The sequence below is a fragment of the Nocardioides convexus genome (assembly GCF_011090295.1).
Map to the genome: position 1 here is coordinate 1,917,987 of NZ_JAAMYA010000001.1, position 18,268 is coordinate 1,936,254.

An 18,268-nucleotide genomic window follows, 5' to 3' on the forward strand; every position below is an offset into this window, starting at 1 on the left:
GGTGACGAGGTGGTCGGGGACCGAGGCGCCCGAGGTGACGCTGACGGTCGCGGCGCCGTCGAGCCAGGACTCGTCGAGTCTCGGAGACGTCGTCGATGCGGTACGACGCCTTGGCGCCCGCCTCGAGAGCGACCTCCACGAGACGCACGGAGTTCGAGGAGTTGGCGCTGCCGACGACGATCACCAGGTCCGCGGCCGCACCGATCTCCTTGACCGCGACCTGGCGGTTCTGGGTGGCGTAGCAGATGTCGTCGCTCGGCGGGTCCTCCAGCCTGGGGGAACTTGGCCCGCAGGCGGCGTACGGTCTCCATCGTCTCGTCCACGCTCAGCGTGGTCTGGGAGAGCCAGGCGAGCCTTGGCGTCGGGCGGGAACTCCAGGCGCGCGACGTCATCGGGGTGCTCGACCAGGACGGTCTGCTCCGGCGCCTCGCCCGCGGTGCCCTCGACCTCCTCGTGACCGGCGTGCCCGATCAGCAGGATGGTGTAGCCGTCGGCGGCGAAGCGGACGGCCTCGCGGTGCACCTTGGTGACCAGCGGGCAGGTGGCGTCGATGGTCTTGAGGTCGCGCTCGGCGGCCTCGCTGACGACGGCCGGGGACACCCCGTGCGCGGAGAAGACGACGGTCGCGCCCGGCGGCACCTCGGTGAGTCTCCTCGACGAAGATCGCGCCGCGCGACTCCAGGTTCGACACCACGTGCTTGTTGTGGACGATCTGCTTGCGGACGTAGACCGGCGCGCCGTAGAGGTCCAGCGCCTGCTCCACCGTCACGACCGCCCGGTCGACGCCGGCGCAGTAGCCGCGCGGGGCGGCGAGCAGCACCTCACGCTCGCTGTCCTCGAGCAGGCGCGGCGTACCCAGGTCGATGCTCATGAGCCCAGTCTACGGACCGGCACCGCCGCAGCCGAGTTCGCGCGTGGCACCCTGCCGGGGTGTCCCGCCTGCTGCTCGCGATCGTCCTGCTGAGCGACCTGGTGCTGCACGTGTGGTGCGCCAGCGCGGACGGCGTCGACGTCTCCGGGCCCCCGGAGGCGGCGCTCCAGCCTCCCCGTCGTGCTGTACGCCGGCTGGCTGGCCCTCGTCAGCCGCGACCGCACCGGCGGGTGCCTGCCGCCGCGCTCGCGCTGACCGCGGTCCCGCTGCACTTCGTGGCCCGCGCGCTCGTCGAGTCCCTCGCCGCGAGCGCCTGGATCGACGCGACCTCTCCCCTGCTGCTCCTCGAGGCGCTGCTGGTGAGCCCGGTGCTGGTCGCCGCGTGGGGCGTGGCACTGCTCGACGGGCCGTGGCGACGCGGGATCCTCGTGGCTCCGGCCGTGGTGCTCGTCCAGATGCTGCTTGCCCGGGCGAGCGCCGCCGACCAGGACACCTTCGGGCCGGGGCTGCTCTCGTGGTGCTGGCGCCTGCTCCCGGTGCTCGCCGCGATGGCGGCCTGTGCGGCCGCTGGCGGACGATGGGCCCCGGGAACGACGACGGCCCGCCACCCTCGCGGGTGACGGGCCGTCGGTAGAGCCTTCGCTCAGGCCTTGTCCTCGTCGGACTCCTCGGCGGTCTCCTCGGAAGGAGCCTCCTCGGTGACCTCGGTCTCGGCCTCGGCGGTCTCGACGTCGGTCGAGGAGGTGTCGACGACCTCGGTCTCGCCGGTCTCGACCGGAGCCTCGACCTCGGCCGGGGCGTCCTCGGCCGGCTTGCTGACCTCGGCCGCCGGAGCAGCCTTCTCCGCCTTCGGCGCGGAGGGCGTGAACTCACCGGTCACCAGGCTCGATCACGGCCATGGGCGCGTTGTCACCCTGGCGCGGACCGATCTTGGTGATCCGGGTGTAGCCGCCCGGGCGCTCGGCGAAGGTCGGCGCGATCTCGGTGAAGAGGGTGTGCACGACACCCTTGTCCCGGATGACCTTGAGGACCTCGCGGCGCTGGTGCAGCGGGTTCTCGCCGGCGTGGGCCTTCTTCGCCTTGGTGATCAGCCTTCTCGGCGTACGGACGCAGGGTGCGCGCCTTGGCCTCGGTCGTCGTGATCTTGCCGTGCTCGAAGAGCGCGGTGGCCAGGTTCGACAGGATGAGGCGCTGGTGCGCGGCGCCACCGCCGAGGCGGGGACCCTTCTTGGGCTTGGGCATTGCTCTCTCGTTTCTCCCCGGCCGTACGAGGTACCGGGCGTAGATCCGGCCGTACTAGGTACCGGGGATTTTCACTGGGTCTTGCCGCCGTGCGGACGGTCGTCCTACGGAAGCCAACTGCGAGGCCGGCAGCGTGCCGGGAGCCGGACCGATGGCGAGCTTGCTGCCCGCTCGTTCCGGCGGCGACACGCTCGGCCCGACTAGAACTGCTCGTCCTCGACGAACGACTCGTCGTCGTCCTCGTCGTCGGAGTAGTTGGCGAGGGCCGCCGACGGGTCGAAGCCCGGAGCGCTGTCCTTGAGGGACAGACCCATCTCGTGCAGCCTTGGCCTTGACCTCGTCGATGGACTTCGCGCCGAAGTTGCGGATGTCCAGCAGGTCCTGCTCCGAGCGGCTGATGAGTCTCACCCACGGTGTGGATGCCCTCGCGCTTGAGGCAGTTGTAGGACCGGACGGTCAGCCTGCAGGTCCTCGACCGGGAGGGCGAGGTCGGCGGCGAGTCTGCTCGTCGACGGGCGACGGGCCGATGTCGATGCCCTCGGCCTCGACGTTGGTCTCACGGGCCAGGCCGAAGAGCCTCGACCAGCGTCTTGCCGGCCGACGCGATCGCGTCGCGGGGCAGGATCGACGGCTTGGTCTCGACGTCGATGACGAGCTTTGTCGAAGTCGGTGCGCTGCTCGACACGGGTGGCCTCGACCTTGTAGGTCACCTTCAGCACGGGGCTGTAGATGGAGTCGACCGGGATCCGGCCGATCTCGTTGTCGGCGCCCTTGTTCTGCACGGCGGAGACGTAGCCGCGACCGCGCTCGACGACGGTTCCGGCTCGAGCTTCGCCGTTGTCCGACAGGGTGGCGATCTTCAGGTCGGGGTTGTGCACCTCGACACCGGCCGGCGGCGCGATGTCCGCGGCGGTGACGTCACCGGCACCCGACTTGCGCAGGTACATGGTGACCGGCTCGTCGTGCTCGGAGGAGACGACGAGGCCCTTGAGGTTGAGGATGATCTCGGTGACGTCTTCCTTGACGCCGTCGATCGTGGAGAACTCGTGGAGGACTCCGTCGATCTTGATGCTCGTGACCGAGGCACCGGGGATCGAGGAGAGGAGGGTACGACGAAGCGAGTTGCCGAGCGTGTAGCCGAAGCCGGGCTCGAGCGGCTCGATGACGAAGCGCGACCGGAACTGGTCGACGCTCTCCTCCGAGAGGCTGGGGCGCTGTGCGATGAGCACTGGTTTCTTTCCTTTCCGGGTCGACCGCTATATGAGGACCCAGAGCCTGTTGCGAACAGGAGAAGAGGGACTGCGGGGTGCCGCGTGCCCGCCCCGGCATCCTCTCGTGGAGAGGCGGCCGGGACGGGCTGGCGATCACTTCTTGGAGTAGTACTCCACGATGAGACTGCTCCTGGATGGGCAGGTCGATCTGCTCGCGCACGGGCACCGAGTGCACCAGGATCCGCATGCGGGTCGGGAGCGCCTCGAGCCAGGCCGGGACGATCCGCTCGCCGTGCGTCTCGCGGGCCACGATGAACGGCGTCATCTCGAGCGACTTCTCGCGCACGTCGATGATGTCGTACTGGGTGACCTGGAAGGACGGGATGTCGACCTTCTTGCCGTTGACCAGGAAGTGACCGTGGGTCACCAGGCTGGCGGGCGTGGCGGCGGGTGCGGGCGAAGCCGGCACGGTAGACCACGTTGTCGAGGCGGCACTCGAGCAAGCTGGACCAGGTTGTCGCCGGTCTTGCCCTGGCGACGGGCGGCCTCCACGTAGTACTTGTGGAACTGCTTCTCCAGGACGCCGTAGGTGTAACGGGCCTTCTGCTTCTCCTGGAGCCTGGTTGCGGTACTCGCTCTCCTTGATCCGCGCGCGGCCGTGCTGGCCCGGCGGGTAGGGGCGCTTCTCGAAGGCGGCGTCGCCACCCACGAGGTCGACGCCGAGACGGCGCGACTTCTTGGTCAGGGGTCCGGTGTAACGGGCCATGTCGGTTCTCCTCTAAGTCTTTGTCGTGCGCGTCAGACGCGGCGGCGCTTCGGCGGGCGGCAGCCGTTGTGCGGGGCGGGGGTCACGTCCTGGATGGTGCCGACCTCGAGGCCGATCGCACCCAGCGAGCGGATCGCCGTCTCGCGGCCCGAGCCCGGGCCCTTGACGAAGACGTCGATCTTCTTCATGCCGTGATCCATCGCCCGGCGACCCGCGGCCTCGGCGGCCATCTGAGCGGCGTACGGGGTGGACTTGCGGGAGCCCTTGAAGCCGACGGTGCCGGCAGAGGCCCACGAGATCACCGCACCGGTCGGGTCGGTGATCGTGACGATCGTGTTGTTGAACGTGCTCTTGATGTGGGCCTCGCCCTGAGCGACGTTCTTCTTCTCCTTGCGGCGCACCTTCTTGGCACCCGCGCGAGCCTTGGGAGGCATTCGCTATCTCCTAACAGGAACTGGTCGTGAGGCTCAGTGAGATCGCACGAGGCGATCGATCACTTGGCCTTCTTCTTGCCGGCAACCGTGCGCTTCGGGCCCTTGCGGGTACGAGCGTTGGTCTTGGTGCGCTGACCGCGGACCGGAAGGCCCATGCGGTGACGGCGACCCTGGTAAGCTGCCGATCTCGATCTTGCGACGGATGTCGGCCTGGACCTCGCGACGGAGGTCACCCTCGATCTTGAAGTTCGCTTCGATCTCGTCACGGAGCCTTGACCAGGCTCCTCGTCACCCAGACTCGTGGACGCGAAGGTCCGGGCTGACGCCGGTGGCCTTCAGCAAGCTTGCTGGGCGCGGGTACGGCCGATGCCGTAGATGTAGGTGAGAGCGACCTCGATGCGCTTGTCGCGCGGCAGGTCGACTCCGACGAGGCGAGCCATGAGTGGCTTCCTTTCGATGGATCACGGTGGTGTGGTCGTGATGCGTCCGGGCGGTTGTTCGTGGTGCCCAGGCTCCGGCCATCCGCTCCGGAGGTGGTTCGCCGTCGTACGACGGCTAAGCGATCACGTTGATGAGGTATTCAGTTGTGGCGCCGGGCCTGGGCCGGCGGCGTCCGGAGACGCGCTCGGCCGGTTCGGCTCAGCCCTGGCGCTGCTTGTGGCGAGGGTTCTCGCAGATCACCATGACGCGGCCGTGGCGACGGATCACCTTGCACTTGTCACAGATCTTCTTCACGCTCGGGTTGACCTTCATGTCAGCCCTTTCTTGCTAGTGGCGGGAAGTGATGCCGGTGGGCGTCACTTGTAGCGGTAGACGATCCGTCCCCGGGAGAGGTCGTACGGCGAGAGACTCCACCACTACGCGGTCCTCGGGGAGGATCCGGATGTAGTGCTGGCGCATCTTGCCGCTGATGTGGGCAAGGACCTTGTGGCCGTTGCTCAGGCTCCACGCGGAACATGGCGTTCGGAAGGGCCTCCACGACGGAGCCCTCCATCTCGATGACGCCTTCTTTCTTCGCCATGTCTCACAATCTGCTCGGGGATGATGTCTACCGTTCGGCCCGGGAACCTCTCCGCGGGAGCGGAGTGGACCTCGTGCGCTCGTGCACCACACACGGAACCCACGTTGGACCGACACGCCAGTCTATGGGTAAGTGAGAGACGAAACCCAATCGACGAGAGCCCGCACTCAGCCGGCCGGGTCCGCGTAGGCCGCGGCGATCCTCGTGGCGGCGCCCTCGAGCCGGGCGCGGGTGATGCTCAGCCTCCCGGTCGTGCTGCCGGCCGAGACGAGGACGTGCAGCCCGTCGCCGTCCGACATCGTGACCAGGTCGACCTGGACCTGGGCACCCGGGTCCTCGGTGACGACCGTCCGCGCCGGAGCGCCCCCGGGCAGGGTGGTCTCCTCGACGGTGGGTCGCGGGCTCCGTCCCGCGAACACCTGGCCGGCGGCCATCTCCAGGCTGTCCGCGCCGTCGACCCGGGACCACTGCACCTGGACCAGCACGTCGCCGAGGTGCTGCGCGGAGCAGCCGGTGCCGCCGCCGTCGGTCGGGTTCGCCGCCACCTCCAGCGGTACGCCGAGCCACGTGCTCAGGTCGGCACCCCGCACCCGCTCGCAGGCGAGCGCGGCCTGCGACGTCGTGGCGGTGGGAGCCGGCGCCGCAGGGGGTCGGTGTCGTCCGAGCAGGCGGCGAGGCCGAGGACCGCGACCGCGACCGCGGCGGCGAGTCTCAGCGCGCACTCCCGGTCCCGTCGTCGTCCTGGGCCAGGCGGGCAACCTCCGCGTGCAGCCCGCGGCCCTGCGCGGACATCGCGGCGAAGATCAGGCGGCTGCCGTCGTCGTAGTCGGAGGGGCGGGCCCACACCTCGGACCAGGTCATCCGCCCCTCGTGGACCCGCTGGTGCAGCGAGCGCAGGGTCAGGGGCGCGTCTTCGGCGCCCGCGATGGCATCGAGCAGCGCGGCCGTCTCGGGATCGATCCCCTCGGCGAGCCGGCGCTCCTCGCCGGACGCCGCCAGCTCGTCGACGGCCTCCAGGACGTCCATCAGCCTCCGGTCGACGTCGACCGACTCCAGGTCGATGAGGCTGGGCGGGCGGTCGTCCGGCCCGGCCGCCGAGGCGTCGTAGTGCCCGGTCATCGGGCGGGCAGGGGGTCGTCGTTGGTGTCGGTCGTGATCATCCAGCCGGGCGCGCCGTTCTCCGGGGTCCAGCCCGGCGGCCGGGGCGTGTTCCCGCCGCCGGCGGGTGCGCAGTCGGCGGGGTCGGTGTAGCCGGAGTCCTCGACCAGGCCACTGGTCGCCGCGTCGAGGTCCTTCTCGGCCGCGCCACCGTCCTTGCCGAACTCCGGCACGATGTCCTCGATCGTCTTCTTGATCTTGGCGGGGTCGATGTCCGGCGCCTCGCCCAGCGGCGTGCCCAAGCTTGCACCCCCGGGAGCGCCCTGGACGAACTCCAGGATCTCCTTGAACGCCTTCAACCGCTCGCCCTGCGTGCGGCACCACGCCTCGACGGCGTCCTTGAGGTCGAAGCAGGCGTTGATCGCGTCGATGACGTACTTGACGTCGTCGATCACCTCGGTGAGCGCGCCGACGCCCTTGTCGATGAGGTCCTTGGCCAGCGACAGCGCACCGAACCAGCCGCGACCCCAGCGCAGCAAGCTTGAGGAGAGCCGCAGCAGGCGCTCGCCGAGCTCGACCAGCGCCTTCTCGACACGGATCGCGATCTTCTCCGAGACCCGGGCGACGTAGTCGAAGACGACCGAGCCCTTCGACACCACCCCGCCCATGCCGCGCACGGCGAGGTCGTAGAGGCCGAGCCTGCGCGCCCATCGAGACGCCGACCCTGCCGCCGACCGCGAGGGCCTGGTTGAGACCGATGACGCCGAAGTTGTGGCCCCAGGTCTGCATGGCCTTGCCGAAGGTGCGGCAGGCCTCGGCGTTCTGCTTGATCCGCAGGTAGTCGCCCGAGAGCGGGTAGACGACGTACTGGTCGAGGCTCTTGGTCGGCAGGGTCGCGATCGGTCGCCCGAGGCCCACGCTGTCGGCGACGCCGTTGACCCAGTCGATCGCGGAGTTGCAGCCGTCGCGCACGGTGTCGAAGGTGTCCGCGGCGGTGATGAACGCCGGGTCGTGGCCCTTGCCGCGGCTCTGCTCGGCGGGCGGGTCGAGCGGGGCTCCGCCTCGATCGTCGTCCAGGTCATGGCTTGTCCACCAGGTCGAGGTAGGCCTGCAGGAAGGTGTGCATCTGCTCGCCGTCGGCGGTCTCGTAGTCCTTCGCCGAGAGGGCGACCGCTGCCGTGAGGCCCTTCCACTTCTCCTGGAAGCCGGTCTTGACCTCGTCGATGACGCCGCCGCACTCCTTCAGCGCGTCGGAGATCGGCTTGAGGACGCTGACGCCGGTCAGCGGGATCTCGTACTCGAAGGCGGTGGAGTTGAACACCTCGTCCGTGCCGTAGGTGGCGACGTCGTCGATCTGCCCGCCGACCGTGTCCATGTCGGTGAGCAGGCGCTGCATCAGGCTCCCACTTGATCCACATGACGCCGATCTCCGCCGGCGACTTCTCGCCCCCCATGCCTACCTCACCTCGCCCGCGCCGTCATCCGTGTCAGCGAGCAGCGTCCCCCGGCGGGGTGGGTTCAAACCGCGGCAGGCTCGGCGAGGAGCTCCAGGGTGCGCACCCGCGCCGGGGCGGTGCGCGGGTCGGTGCCGGCGAGCGCGCCTCCGACCGGGTTCACCATCACCTCGTCGACGCCGTACGACGCCGTGAGGGCCGCGAGTCTGCTCACGTGCCGTGGCCGCGTCGCCGATCACCCACTTGGCGCGCATCGCCTCGATGATCCCCCTCCTGGGCCTCGGTGAGCCCGGCGGCGACGATCGTCTCGGCGTCCTCGATCGTGCGCTGCGCGATGAGCGGCTGGCCGGTGCGCAGCGCGAGCATCTGCAGCAGGCTGCGGCAGGGCTCGGCGGTGCGCCTCCTCGGCGGTGTCGGCGACGGAGGCGTTGACCGTGAGGAAGGTCCGCGGGGCCTCCGCCTCGGGCGAGGCCTGGAAGGTGGAGCGGTAGAGCCTCGAGGGCCTCGGCGGTGCCGGAGCCGGAGAAGTGGTGGGCGAAGACGTAGGGCAGCCCCTTCGCCGCGGCGAGCCGCGCGGAGTAGTCCGAGGACCCCAGCAGCCAGACCTCGGGCACCGACCGCGCGGACGGGGTCGCGCGCAGCACGTGCTGGCCACCACGCAGGGCCAGCCCGACACCGGCCGGCTCCATCATCGCGAGCACGTTGTCGACGTACTCCGGGAAGCGGGCCACCGCGTCCTCCTCCACTCCCCCGCCGCCGTGCCGCAGGGCCCAGGCTGGTGACCGGGTCGCTGCCCGGAGCCCGGCCGATGCCCAGGTCCACCCGGCCCGGGTACGCCGCCTCGAGGAGCGCGAACTGCTCGGCCACCACGAGCGGGGCGTGGTTGGGCAGCATCACGCCGCCGGAACCCACCCGGATCCGCTCGGTGGCGCCGGCGATCATCCCGATCAGGATCGGTGGGTTGGTCGCGGCGACCGCCGGCATGTTGTGGTGCTCGGCGATCCAGTAGCGGCGGTAGCCGAGCCGGTCGGCGCTGCGGGCCAGGCTCCACGGAGGCGGCGATGGCATCGCCGGTGGACTGGTCGCTGCGGACGGGGACGAGGTCAAGGACGGAGAGGGCGAGCGCGGTCATCGAAAGCCCAAGGCCGCGCGGCCCCCACGCATTCCCGGGCTCAGCCGTCGGAGGTCGCGCTGCGGCGCACCAGCAGGAGCCCGACCCCGAAGGCGAGCACGCCGAGCAGCCCCAGCACCATCAGGTCCATCAGGTAGTGCGCGGCCCCGCTCTCGGCGATCCAGTCCTCCTTGTCGGTGCCGGAGAAGCCGTCGGTGAGCCTGGATCGCCGAGGCGGCCGCGGCATAGCCCCAGCGCGACGGCGAGAGCCAGGCGATCTGCTCCAGGCCGAACCGGCCGGCGATCTGGAAGAGCGCGCCGGAGAGCACGAGCCTGCAGCATCACCAGTCCGACCAGGGCGGGCATGGTCTGCTCCGAGTCTGGTCACCAGTGCCGAGAGCGCCAGGCCGATCACCACCATCGTCCACGACAGCAGGGCGATCGCGATCGCGACCCGGAAGGTCCCGCCGCTGCCGTCGGCACCGGGCAGGCCCACCGTCGCGAGGAAGGTGACCACCAGGCCCTGGACGAAGGCGGCGCTGCCGAGGACCAGCACCTTGCTGGTGAAGTAAACGCCGGGTGAGAGGCCGACGGCGTACTCACGCTGGAAGATCGGTCTCTCCCCCACCAGGCTCGCGGATCGCCAGGGCGGTGCCCATCAGGCAGGCCGCGACGATGAGGACGGTCACCCGCTGCTGGGACTCGCCGATCTTGCCGCCGGCCGCGGCGATGGAGATCCCGTCGCTGCCGGGGACGACGCGGCTGAGCCCGCCCAGGATGAGCGGCAGCAGGACGAGCATCCCCAGCAGGAGCCGGTCGGCGAAGACGACGGCCAGGTTGCGCTTGACCAGGGTGGAGAGCCTGGCGGGAGGTGGACTGGCGCGGCGGGGCAGGTACGGCGGCGTACCCCTGCCGGGCGAGCCTGGGAGGTGTCCACGGCGTGCTGGGGTGCCGGGATCCGCTGCCACAGGTCGGCGTCGTCGAGCAGGTCGAAGACCTCGGGGTAGTTGGTCTTGCCGAAGTGCGCGAGCACGCCGTCGGGCGGCCCGAAGTAGGCGATCCGGCCCCCGGGGGCGAGCACCAGCACGTTGTCGCAGACGTCGAGCGCGAGCACCGAGTGGGTCACCACCATGACGACGCGGCCGTCGTCGGCCAGGCTCCGCAGCCTGGCGCATCACCTCCAGGTCCAGGCCCGGGTCGAGGCCGGAGGTGGGCTCGTCGAGGAAGAGCAGCGGCGGCGCGGTGAGCAGACTCGGTGGCGATGGAGACCCGCTTGCGCTGGCCGCCGGAGAGCCTGGGTGCCGATCCGGTTGTCCATCCGCTGCACGAGTCCGGTTCGGTTCGCCACGTGGTTGACCCGCGCGTCCCACTCCTGCGCCGTGGTGTCGGGCGGGAGCCGGAGCCTGCGCGGCGAAGCGCAGGCCCTGCTTGACCTTGAGCCTGCGGGTGCAGGATGTCCTGCTGCGGCACCAGCCCGATCTGGAAGCGGAGCCTGGTCGTAGTGCTGGTACAGGTCGTGGCCCTGCCAGATCACCCGGCCGTGGCTGGCCGGCTTGAGGCCGGTCAGCGCGCCGAGCAGGGTGGACTTGCCCGCACCGGAGGGGCCGATGACGGCGGTGAGGCTCTTCGGCTCCAGGCTTGAAGGAGATGTTCTCGATCAGCCGCTTGCCGCCGCCGACGACCTGGGTGAGCCCGTCGGCGTACAGGGTGAACTCGTGGGCGGTCGCCGAGGCGACCAGCCTGCTGGCCGTCCCAGCGGAAGGTCTGGTTGCCGAAGATCACCTCGGCGCCGACCGGCAGCCTGCACGGCGCCCTGCACCCGGTGGCCGTTGACGAAGGTGCCGTTGAACGAGCCGAGGTCGTGCAGCACCGCGAGCACCGGCCGGTCGGCGGGTCCAGGCGGGCGTGGTGACGGCTGACCAACGGGTCGTCGAGGACGATGTCGTTGGTGTGCTCGCGCCCGATCGACAGCGAGCGGCCGGCCTGGGTTCGCTGGGGCAGGACCACGGAGTGGCCGTGCGGCAGCCTGACCGGGCGGGAGCACGCCGACCGGGCGCCAGGCATCGGCCGGAGCGCCCTGCGAGGGCAGCCTGCGGCGGGGGCAGGTTCTTCCAGAACTCACCGCCGAGCGGCTGCTGCTGCGGGGTCGGCGGCGCCGGGGCCGGCACCGGACGGGAGGAGACCGGGGCCACCGGCCGCTGCGGGGCAGCCGGAGTCTGCGGGGGCGGGTGGCGCGGGCTGGCTCGCCAGCACGGTGACCACCACGGTCTCCCCGTCCGGGCCGCCGAGGTGCAGGTTGAGCGGGCCGGCCGGGAGCGGCGTGCGGGTGATCCGCTGGCCGGCGACGTAGGTGCCGTTGCTGCTGGAGTCGACCGCCACCCAGGCGCTGCCCTCGCGCAGCAGGGTGAGGTGGTGCCGGGAGGCCCGCCCGTCGGAGACCGGTACGTCGCAGTCGGACTCGCGCCCGACCACGACCCGCGGCCCGTCGAAGATCCGGGTCGTTCCCGACCACTGCACCTGGAGTCGGTCCACGGGCGATCCTTCGGGGGTGCGGAGCAGGCTGACGGTCAGAGACCCTAACCGATCAGCCGCTCCGCAAACCCGGACCGGCGGCCGGTCAGCGCCAGTCGGGCCCCGGGGTGTCGTCCACGTCGCCCGGCTCGCGCGCCGCCGTGGCGTGGTCCGGCACGTGGTCGTCGCCCTCGTGCCGGGTCTTCCACAGGCTGGCCACCGCGGTGACGACCAGCGTCACGATGATGACGCCGAGGCTGAACAGCGACGGCATGTCCCAGACCTTGAGGTGCTCACCGCCGTTGATGAACGGCGACTCGTTCTCGTGCAGCGCGTGCAGGACCAGGCTTCACGCCGATGAAGGCGAGGATGAAGGCCAGGCCGAGCGAGAGGTAGACGAGCTTCTGCAGCAGGCCGCCGAGCAGGAAGTACAGCTGCCGCAGGCCCATCAGCGCGAAGACGTTGGCCGTGAAGACCAGGTACGGCTCCTGAGTGATGCCGAAGATGGCCGGGATCGAGTCGAGCGCGAAGAGGATGTCGGTGACGCCGAGGGCGATGATCACGATGACGATCGGCGACACGAAGCGGACGCCGTTCTCGTGGTACCAGAGCCTTGAGGCCGTGGTAGGTCTCGCCGACCTTCATGTGCTTGCGGGCGAAGGTGACGACGCCGTTCTCCTCGGGGTGCTCGTCGTCGTGCGAGCCGTAGGACTGCACCAGCCTGACGGCGGTGTAGACCAGGAAGGCGCCGAAGAGGTAGAAGATCCAGGCTGAAGTTCTGGATCAGCGCATAGCCGAGGGCGATGAAGATGCCGCGGAAGACGAGGGCCAGCACGATGCCGACGAGCAGCGCCTCCTGCTGGTACTTGCGCGGCACCTTGAGCGCCGACATCAAGATGATGAAGACGAACAGGTTGTCGATCGAGAGCGAGTACTCGGTCAACCAGCCGGTGTAGAACTCGATCCCGTAGTCGTGGCCGTGGTGGATCCAGATGAAGGCGCCGAACGCGACCGCGGCGCCGACGTAGAAGGCCAGTGCGACCGCGCACTCCTTCATCGTCGGCTCGTGCGGGTCGCGTGCGATCACGACGACGTCGAAGAGCAGCACGGCCAGCGTGGCGCCGATCGTGATGGTCCATTCGAGGGTGGTCACGTCCATGGAGGCGTCCCTTTCAGGGGGCGTAGAGCGTCAGCAGATCGCCCGAGGTCTCTTCCGCCGCCCGAACCGGGCGACCTGCGGGTCCGGACCGGACAGCGATGTCCGATCGTGATGACGAGCCCGCGGCGAAGGAATACTCCCCCCCTGGTGGGCGTCATCCTTGCACGTGCCGTCAGTGCCGGGCCAATCGACCCACCCGGAGGTACGACGACGAGCCGGCCTCACGGCAGCCCGGTCACCCGGGCCATCGTCGCCAGCCTTGGCGCCGGTCTCGCGGACCTCCGAGGCAGGGTCGGAGCCCGCGACGATGCCCGCACCGGCGAACAGGCGCAGCCGCGGGCCGTCCATCACCGCGGCACGGATGGTGATCGCGAACTCGCCGTCGCCGCTGGCGTCGACCCAGCCGACGCAGCCCGCGAACCAGTCGCGCAGGTCCCCCTCGAGGTCCGCGATGACCGCGTTGGCCGCCGCCGTCGGGACCCCGCCGACCGCGGGCGTGGGGTGGAGCAGCTGGGCCAGGCGCAGGGCGCTGGGGCCGTCGGCGCCGTCGGCGAGACGTGCCGAGATCGGCGTGGCGAGGTGCCACACGGTGTCGGTGGAGAGCAGCTCCGGGGTCGCGGGGTACTCGATCTCCTCGCACACCTCCTTGAGCGCGTGCACGATCGCCTCCACCACGAAGGCGTGCTCGGCGAGGTCCTTGCCGGACTGCTGCAGCGCGGCCGCGCGGCGGGCGTCCTCGGCGGGGTCCGTCGAGCGGGGAACCGAGCCGGCCAGGGGCGTGCAGGAGATCTCCAGGCCGTCGCGACGCACCAGCAGGCTCGGGGCTGGCGCCGACCAGGATCGGGCCCTCGTCCGGTCCCGGCACCAGGGGGACGCTGAAGACGTAGCGCCCGGGGCGCGTGGTCAGCAGCCGGTCGATGATCTCGGCCGGCACCAGGGGCGGATCGCTGAGCACGTCGAGGCAGCGGCCGAGCACGACCTTGTGGAGCGAGCCGTCGGCGATCCGGGCGAGCGCGGTCTCCACCATGGCGGCGTACTCGTCGGCGGTGGGGAACTCGGTGACCTGGTAGGTCCGCTCGACCTCCGCGTCGCGCTCGGGACGCTGCAGCGGGTGCTCGGAGCCGGTCACCCGGTGCGCCAGGCCCGGTGCGCCGGCGGCGAAGGAGAGCGCGCACAGCGCCCGCTCCCCCGGCCCGAGCGTCGCCACGACCTCCTCGGCCCACACGGCGTTCGCGCCGTCCGGGGTCTGCAGGGTGTCGAGCACCTGCGCGGCGACGTAGGCCTCCTCGCCGGAGGCGAAGAGCAGCGGCCGCGCGGCCAGAGCGGCCGGGGTGATCGGTTGCCGCGCCATGGTCCTCAGCCTAGTCCTCGGCCCCGCACGGTACGCCGAGCGCCGCCAGCCGCTCACGGCCGCCGTCCTCGGCGGTGAGCACCCAGACGCCGGCCTCGGTCAGCGCCAGGGTGTGCTCGAAGTGCGCTGCCCAGGTCCCGTCGGCGGTGAGCACCGTCCACTCGTCGGGAGCGAGGACCGAGTCGTCGGTCCCCAGCGTGATCATCGGCTCGACCGCGAGCGCCATGCCGGTCTTGAGCCGCGGACCGCGCCCCGTCCTCCCGCGGTTCGGTACGTCGGGGTCCATGTGCATCGCGGTGCCGATGCCGTGACCGGTGTAGCCGTCGGTGATGCCGTAGCGGCCCTGCGACTCGACGAAGGCCTCGACGGCGTGCGAGATGTCCCCGACCCGGCCGCCGGCCCGCGCCGCGGCGAGACCTCGCCACAGCGCGTCCTCGGTGACCCGCAGCAGGCTCCGCGACCTCCGGCGCCACCGTGCCGACCGGGACCGTGATCGCGGAGTCGCCGTGCCACCCGGCCACGATCGCGCCGCAGTCGATCGAGAGGACGTCGCCCTCGGCCAGCACCCGGGAGCCGGGGATGCCGTGGACGACCTCGTCGTTGACCGAGGCGCAGATGCTCGCCGGGAACGGCGGCTCGCCGTACCCGAGGAAGGAGGGCACGCCGCCCTGCTCCCGGATGCTCTGCTCCGCGAGCGCGTCCAGGCTCGCCGGTGCTCACACCGGGGCGCACGGCCGCGCGCAGCCGCTCCAGCGTGCGGCCGACCACGAGCCCGGCCGCGCGCATGGCGCGGACCTGCTCGGGGCTCTTGACCTCGATCCGGGGGCTGAACAGCACGTGCGCCGGGCGTCAGGCTCTGGTCGATGTTGTCGAGCGCGTCGAAGATCCGCTGCTGGACCTCGGCGACCTCGCCCATGCCGTCGACAGCGACCACCAGGCCGCGCTGTGCGTAGACGGCGATGAGCGGCTCGGTCTCCTCGGCGTAGACCTCCTGGCGACGCCGGATGACTTCTTCGGTGTCGTCGGTGCGGCCCTCGATCTCGGCACGCTTGAGCAGGCGGCCGATCACGGCCTCCTGGTCCACGGTCAGCACGAGCACGGCGTCCAGCTTTGTGCCCGGTCAGGCTCGATCATCGCGTCCAGGCTCGGTGACCTGGGCCAGGGTGCGCGGGTAGCCGTCGAGCAGGAAGCCCTGAGTGGCGTCCGGCTCGGCGATCCGGTCACGCACCATGTTGTTGGTGACCTCGTCGGGGACGTACTCCCCGGCATCCATGTAGCGCTTGGCCTCGATGCCGAGCGGGGTGCCCTCGCCGACGTTGGCCCGGAAGATGTCACCGGTGGAGATCGCCGGGACGCCGAAGTGGGACGCGACAGCGGCCGCCTGGGTGCCCTTGCCGGCGCCCGGGGGGCCCATGATGAGAAGCCTCAACGCAGGAATCCTTCATAGTTGCGCTGCTGGAGTCGGCTCTCGATCTGCTTCACCGTGTCGAGTGCGACGCCGACCATGATCAGGATGGACGTACCGCCGAACGGGAAGTTCTGGCTGGCGTCGATCATCACGAACGCGATCAGCGGCACGATGGCGATCAGGGCCAGGTAGAGCGAGCCCGGCAGCGTGATGCGGGACAGGACGTAGGACAGATAGTCCTGGGTCGGCTTGCCCGCCCGGATCCCGGGGATGAAGCCGCCGTACTTCTTCATGTTGTCCGCCACCTCTTCAGGGTTGAAGGTGATCGAGACGTAGAAGTAGGTGAAGAAGACGATGAGGAGCACGTAGGCGATCATGTGCACCGGGTGGCTCTGGTCGACGAGGTACTCGTTGAGCCAGCGGATCACCTTGTTGGGGTTCTGCGAGTTCTGGTTGAACTGCACCGCCATCGCCGGCAGGTAGAGCAGCGACGAGGCGAAGATGACCGGGATGATGCCGGCCTGGTTCACCTTGAGCGGGATGTACGTCGAGTCGCCGCCGAACATCTTGCGGCCCACCATCCGGCGGGCGTACTGCACCGGGATCCGGCGCTGCGCCTGCTCGATGAAGATGACGGCCGCGATGAGCACGAGCCCGATCGCGATCACGATCCCGAAGGTCCACCAGCCCTGGGTGATCTTGACCTGCCACAGAGCGGTCGGGAAGGTCGCCACGACCTGGGTGAAGATGAGGATCGACATGCCGTTGCCGACGCCGCGCTCGGTGATCAGACTCACCGAGCCACATGATGACCGCGGTGCCCGCGGTCATGGTGACGACCATGACCAGGAAGGTCTTGGTGTCGTCGTGGTGCAGCAAGTCCTTGTCGCAGCCCTGCAGCAGGTTGCGCGAGCGAGCCAGGGCAACGATGCCGGTCGCCTGCAGCACGGCGAGGCCGAGCGTGAGGTAACGGGTGTACTGCGTGATCTTCGTCTGCCCGGACTGACCCTCCTTCTTGAGGGCCTCCAGCCGCGGGATCACGACCACCAGCAGCCTGCAGGATGATGCTGGCCGTGATGTACGGCATGATCCCGAGCGCGAAGATGGTGAGTCTGCAGCAGCGCACCCCCGGAGAAGAGGTTCACCAGGCTGTAGAGCCCGGCGTTCTCGCCGTCCTTGGCGATGTTGAGGCAGGCCTCCACGTTGGAGACGTGCACACCGGGTGCCGGGATCTGCGATCCGGCCCGGAAGATCACGATGATGAGCAGGACGAACAACAACTTGCGCCGCAGATCCGGGGTCCGGAAGGCGTTCACGAACGCGCTGAGCACTCGAGACCTCTTTCTAACACTTGGTAGCTTGCAGGCGCGGGATGCGATCCCAGCGGTGACGAAAGGCGCGTGGCCCCACTGTGCACCCGGCCTCCCGTTCTGGCGAGACCTGCGGTGCACACGACAACACTGCCTCAGGCGACCTGAAGACTAACAGCAAGCCCGAAGCGAGGGCTCATCCGGCGGCCTACCACCGGCGATCTGTCGCCTCCGATCAGGCGCGTAGTGGGGCGACGGCACAGACCGTCGCCCCACGCCAGAGGCCTCAGGTCTGGAAGCCGTCCTGCGGGGCGCAGTAGCCGATCACGGACCCGTCCTTCAAGCAGAGCCTTGTACTGGATGAACTTGCCCTTGCTCACCGAGCAGACCTTGGAGGTGCCAGCGCCGGTCGTGTTGTAGCAGTAGTTCCATGAGGTCGCGCCGTACACGCGCCACTGGACGCGCTGGCCCAGCCCGTCTGCGGAACGGTCGGTCACGGTGATCGTGGCGCTCGACTTCGCCGTGCTGGCAGCGCGCACGCCCTCCTTCCACCGGATCTGGTAGGTCTCGCTGCCGATCACGGCGCTGTACGTCCAGTTCCAGCCGTCCGGGTCGTTGGCTGCGGCCGCAGCGGCCGGCGCCACCCTGGCTACCCCCAGGCCGGCCAGCACGGCCAGCCCCGCCCCAAGGATCCCGAGAATTCGCTTCCTCATCGTTCTTCCCTTCGTCGAGTGCGCCCGGAGAGACCGAGCCTTCGTAACCGACCACGCGACGACCGATGGAGTCAATCAACAATTGTCAGATATCAACACAGCGAGCTGCGCAAATACGCAAGGGGCGCGCCGGCCATCGACCGACGCGCCCCTTGCGAACGCACTCACAGGACCGTGACGGTCCCGCCGGCGCTCTCGATCTTCTCCTTGGCCGAGGTGGAGAACGCGTTCGCGCTCACCGCGACCTTGACCGTCAGGTCACCCTGGCCGAGCACCTTGACGGGCTCGCCCTTGCGGACGGCGCCCTTGGCGACCAGCGTCTCCGGGGTGACGTCGCCGCCCTCGGGGAACAGCGCGCTGATCCGGTCGAGGTTGACGACCTGGAAGGTCACCTTGAAGGGGTTCTTGAAGCCCTTGAGCCTTCGGGAGCCGCATGTGCAGCGGCATCTGGCCACCCTCGAACGCGACCGGGACCTGGTAGCGGGCCTTGGTGCCCTTCGTACCACGACCGGCGGTCTTGCCCTTGGAGCCCTCACCACGACCCACGCGGGTCTTGGCGGTCTTGGCGCCCGGGGCCGGGCGCAGGTGGTGCAGGCTTCAGCGTCATC

At 70.0% G+C, this 18,268-nt stretch carries 21 protein-coding genes and 10 pseudogenes; 1 reads left to right on the plus strand and 30 read right to left on the minus strand.

What is annotated here, in order from left to right:
- Positions 1-133 precede the first annotated feature (133 nt).
- The 3 genes and pseudogenes from G5V59_RS14280 to G5V59_RS14290 all read right to left on the minus strand — a co-directional run.
- Positions 134-205: pseudogene (locus G5V59_RS14280) on the minus strand (hypothetical protein); the annotation flags it as partial.
- Complete coding sequence (locus tag G5V59_RS14285) at positions 181-639, minus strand: hypothetical protein (RefSeq protein WP_341350942.1); 459 nt, start codon at positions 637-639, stop codon at positions 181-183. The pseudogene G5V59_RS14280 and the gene G5V59_RS14285, both read right to left, overlap by 25 nt.
- A 4-nt stretch (positions 640-643) precedes the next feature.
- Positions 644-871 (minus strand): annotated as a pseudogene (locus tag G5V59_RS14290) (4-hydroxy-3-methylbut-2-enyl diphosphate reductase); the annotation flags it as partial.
- A 59-nt stretch (positions 872-930) separates the two neighbouring features.
- Between G5V59_RS14290 and G5V59_RS14295 the strand changes: the two are divergent.
- On the plus strand, positions 931-1,491 hold the full coding sequence (locus tag G5V59_RS14295) for a hypothetical protein (protein ID WP_278256907.1): 561 nt from the start codon (positions 931-933) through the stop codon (positions 1,489-1,491).
- A gap of 23 nt (positions 1,492-1,514) precedes the next feature.
- Here G5V59_RS14295 and rplQ read toward each other — a convergent pair.
- From rplQ to rplO, 27 genes and pseudogenes are all read right to left on the minus strand, one after another.
- A pseudogene (gene rplQ / locus G5V59_RS14300) lies at positions 1,515-2,113 on the minus strand (50S ribosomal protein L17).
- A 200-nt stretch (positions 2,114-2,313) separates the two neighbouring features.
- Positions 2,314-3,342 (minus strand): annotated as a pseudogene (locus G5V59_RS14305) (DNA-directed RNA polymerase subunit alpha).
- Between the two features lie 135 nt (positions 3,343-3,477).
- Positions 3,478-4,090 (minus strand): annotated as a pseudogene (gene rpsD / locus G5V59_RS14310) (30S ribosomal protein S4).
- 32 nt (positions 4,091-4,122) lie between these two features.
- On the minus strand, positions 4,123-4,524 hold the full coding sequence (gene rpsK / locus G5V59_RS14315; RefSeq protein WP_056750442.1) for a 30S ribosomal protein S11: 402 nt from the start codon (positions 4,522-4,524) through the stop codon (positions 4,123-4,125).
- Between the two features lie 59 nt (positions 4,525-4,583).
- A complete protein-coding gene (gene rpsM / locus G5V59_RS14320) occupies positions 4,584-4,790 on the minus strand; it encodes a 30S ribosomal protein S13 (RefSeq protein ID WP_278256908.1) in 207 nt (68 codons plus the stop codon).
- Positions 4,791-4,859: 69 nt separating this feature from the next.
- A complete protein-coding gene (rpsM, locus tag G5V59_RS14325; RefSeq protein WP_278256909.1) occupies positions 4,860-4,964 on the minus strand; it encodes a 30S ribosomal protein S13 in 105 nt (34 codons plus the stop codon).
- A gap of 199 nt (positions 4,965-5,163) precedes the next feature.
- Positions 5,164-5,277 carry a 50S ribosomal protein L36 gene (rpmJ, locus tag G5V59_RS14330; protein ID WP_008361054.1) on the minus strand — a complete coding sequence of 38 codons (114 nt, stop codon included), beginning with the start codon at positions 5,275-5,277 and terminating at the stop codon, positions 5,164-5,166.
- Between the two features lie 44 nt (positions 5,278-5,321).
- Positions 5,322-5,545, minus strand: a pseudogene (infA, locus tag G5V59_RS14335) (translation initiation factor IF-1).
- Between the two features lie 167 nt (positions 5,546-5,712).
- Positions 5,713-6,267 (minus strand): hypothetical protein, encoded by a 555-nt coding sequence (locus G5V59_RS14340; RefSeq protein ID WP_278256910.1) that lies wholly within the window; start codon positions 6,265-6,267, stop codon positions 5,713-5,715.
- Complete coding sequence (locus tag G5V59_RS14345; protein ID WP_278256911.1) at positions 6,257-7,615, minus strand: hypothetical protein; 1,359 nt, start codon at positions 7,613-7,615, stop codon at positions 6,257-6,259. The genes G5V59_RS14340 and G5V59_RS14345 overlap by 11 nt, the downstream gene beginning before the upstream one ends.
- Positions 7,616-7,721: 106 nt before the next feature.
- Positions 7,722-8,039, minus strand: coding sequence for a hypothetical protein (locus G5V59_RS14350; protein WP_278256912.1), 318 nt, complete (start codon positions 8,037-8,039; stop codon positions 7,722-7,724).
- A 122-nt stretch (positions 8,040-8,161) separates the two neighbouring features.
- A complete protein-coding gene (locus G5V59_RS14355) occupies positions 8,162-8,311 on the minus strand; it encodes a hypothetical protein (RefSeq protein ID WP_278256913.1) in 150 nt (49 codons plus the stop codon).
- Positions 8,308-9,165, minus strand: coding sequence for an MsnO8 family LLM class oxidoreductase (locus G5V59_RS14360; RefSeq protein WP_278256914.1), 858 nt, complete (start codon positions 9,163-9,165; stop codon positions 8,308-8,310). The genes G5V59_RS14355 and G5V59_RS14360 overlap by 4 nt, the downstream gene beginning before the upstream one ends.
- A 104-nt stretch (positions 9,166-9,269) precedes the next feature.
- Positions 9,270-9,836, minus strand: coding sequence for an ABC transporter permease (locus G5V59_RS14365; protein ID WP_278256915.1), 567 nt, complete (start codon positions 9,834-9,836; stop codon positions 9,270-9,272).
- Positions 9,808-10,383, minus strand: a complete 576-nt coding sequence (locus tag G5V59_RS14370; protein WP_278256916.1) for a hypothetical protein — start codon at positions 10,381-10,383, stop codon at positions 9,808-9,810. The genes G5V59_RS14365 and G5V59_RS14370 overlap by 29 nt, the downstream gene beginning before the upstream one ends.
- On the minus strand, positions 10,383-10,844 hold the full coding sequence (locus G5V59_RS14375; protein ID WP_341351210.1) for an ATP-binding cassette domain-containing protein: 462 nt from the start codon (positions 10,842-10,844) through the stop codon (positions 10,383-10,385). Before G5V59_RS14375 ends, G5V59_RS14370 begins: the two co-directional genes overlap by 1 nt.
- The gene (locus tag G5V59_RS14380) at positions 10,772-11,215 is read right to left on the minus strand and encodes an FHA domain-containing protein (RefSeq protein ID WP_278256917.1); all 444 of its coding nucleotides are present in this window, start codon (positions 11,213-11,215) and stop codon (positions 10,772-10,774) included. Before G5V59_RS14380 ends, G5V59_RS14375 begins: the two co-directional genes overlap by 73 nt.
- A 111-nt stretch (positions 11,216-11,326) precedes the next feature.
- Positions 11,327-11,740, minus strand: coding sequence for an FHA domain-containing protein (locus tag G5V59_RS14385; RefSeq protein ID WP_278256918.1), 414 nt, complete (start codon positions 11,738-11,740; stop codon positions 11,327-11,329).
- Between the two features lie 85 nt (positions 11,741-11,825).
- A complete protein-coding gene (locus G5V59_RS36690; protein ID WP_341350943.1) occupies positions 11,826-11,993 on the minus strand; it encodes a hypothetical protein in 168 nt (55 codons plus the stop codon).
- A 19-nt stretch (positions 11,994-12,012) separates the two neighbouring features.
- The gene (locus tag G5V59_RS36695) at positions 12,013-12,300 is read right to left on the minus strand and encodes a hypothetical protein (protein WP_341350944.1); all 288 of its coding nucleotides are present in this window, start codon (positions 12,298-12,300) and stop codon (positions 12,013-12,015) included.
- Positions 12,279-12,878 (minus strand): hypothetical protein, encoded by a 600-nt coding sequence (locus G5V59_RS36700; protein ID WP_341350945.1) that lies wholly within the window; start codon positions 12,876-12,878, stop codon positions 12,279-12,281. Before G5V59_RS36700 ends, G5V59_RS36695 begins: the two co-directional genes overlap by 22 nt.
- Before the next feature lie 235 nt (positions 12,879-13,113).
- Positions 13,114-14,229 carry a chorismate-binding protein gene (locus G5V59_RS14395; protein WP_278256919.1) on the minus strand — a complete coding sequence of 372 codons (1,116 nt, stop codon included), beginning with the start codon at positions 14,227-14,229 and terminating at the stop codon, positions 13,114-13,116.
- A gap of 10 nt (positions 14,230-14,239) precedes the next feature.
- A pseudogene (gene map / locus G5V59_RS14400) lies at positions 14,240-15,066 on the minus strand (type I methionyl aminopeptidase).
- 22 nt (positions 15,067-15,088) lie between these two features.
- Positions 15,089-15,658: pseudogene (locus tag G5V59_RS14405) on the minus strand (adenylate kinase); the annotation flags it as partial.
- A pseudogene (gene secY, locus G5V59_RS14410) lies at positions 15,655-16,968 on the minus strand (preprotein translocase subunit SecY). The pseudogenes G5V59_RS14405 and secY, both read right to left, overlap by 4 nt.
- A gap of 134 nt (positions 16,969-17,102) precedes the next feature.
- Positions 17,103-17,618, minus strand: a complete 516-nt coding sequence (locus tag G5V59_RS14415; RefSeq protein ID WP_278256920.1) for a hypothetical protein — start codon at positions 17,616-17,618, stop codon at positions 17,103-17,105.
- Positions 17,619-17,824: 206 nt separating this feature from the next.
- Positions 17,825-18,254: pseudogene (gene rplO / locus G5V59_RS14420) on the minus strand (50S ribosomal protein L15).
- Between the last annotated feature and the right edge of the window lie 14 nt (positions 18,255-18,268).

Excerpts from the sequence above, each read along its gene's own strand:
- G5V59_RS14395 (WP_278256919.1), bottom strand. The coding sequence starts at position 14,229 with ATGGCGCGGCAACCGATCACCCCGGCCGCTCTGGCCGCGCGGCCGCTG.
- rpsM (WP_278256909.1), bottom strand. The coding sequence starts at position 4,964 with ATGGCTCGCCTCGTCGGAGTCGACCTGCCGCGCGACAAGCGCATCGAG.
- G5V59_RS14370 (WP_278256916.1), bottom strand. The coding sequence starts at position 10,383 with ATGCGCCAGGCTGCGGAGCCTGGCCGACGACGGCCGCGTCGTCATGGT.
- G5V59_RS36690 (WP_341350943.1), bottom strand. The coding sequence starts at position 11,993 with ATGCCGTCGCTGTTCAGCCTCGGCGTCATCATCGTGACGCTGGTCGTC.
- rpmJ (WP_008361054.1), bottom strand. The coding sequence starts at position 5,277 with ATGAAGGTCAACCCGAGCGTGAAGAAGATCTGTGACAAGTGCAAGGTG.
- rpsK (WP_056750442.1), bottom strand. The coding sequence starts at position 4,524 with ATGCCTCCCAAGGCTCGCGCGGGTGCCAAGAAGGTGCGCCGCAAGGAG.
- G5V59_RS14350 (WP_278256912.1), bottom strand. The coding sequence starts at position 8,039 with ATGCAGCGCCTGCTCACCGACATGGACACGGTCGGCGGGCAGATCGAC.
- G5V59_RS14360 (WP_278256914.1), bottom strand. The coding sequence starts at position 9,165 with ATGCCATCGCCGCCTCCGTGGAGCCTGGCCCGCAGCGCCGACCGGCTC.
- G5V59_RS36700 (WP_341350945.1), bottom strand. The coding sequence starts at position 12,878 with ATGGACGTGACCACCCTCGAATGGACCATCACGATCGGCGCCACGCTG.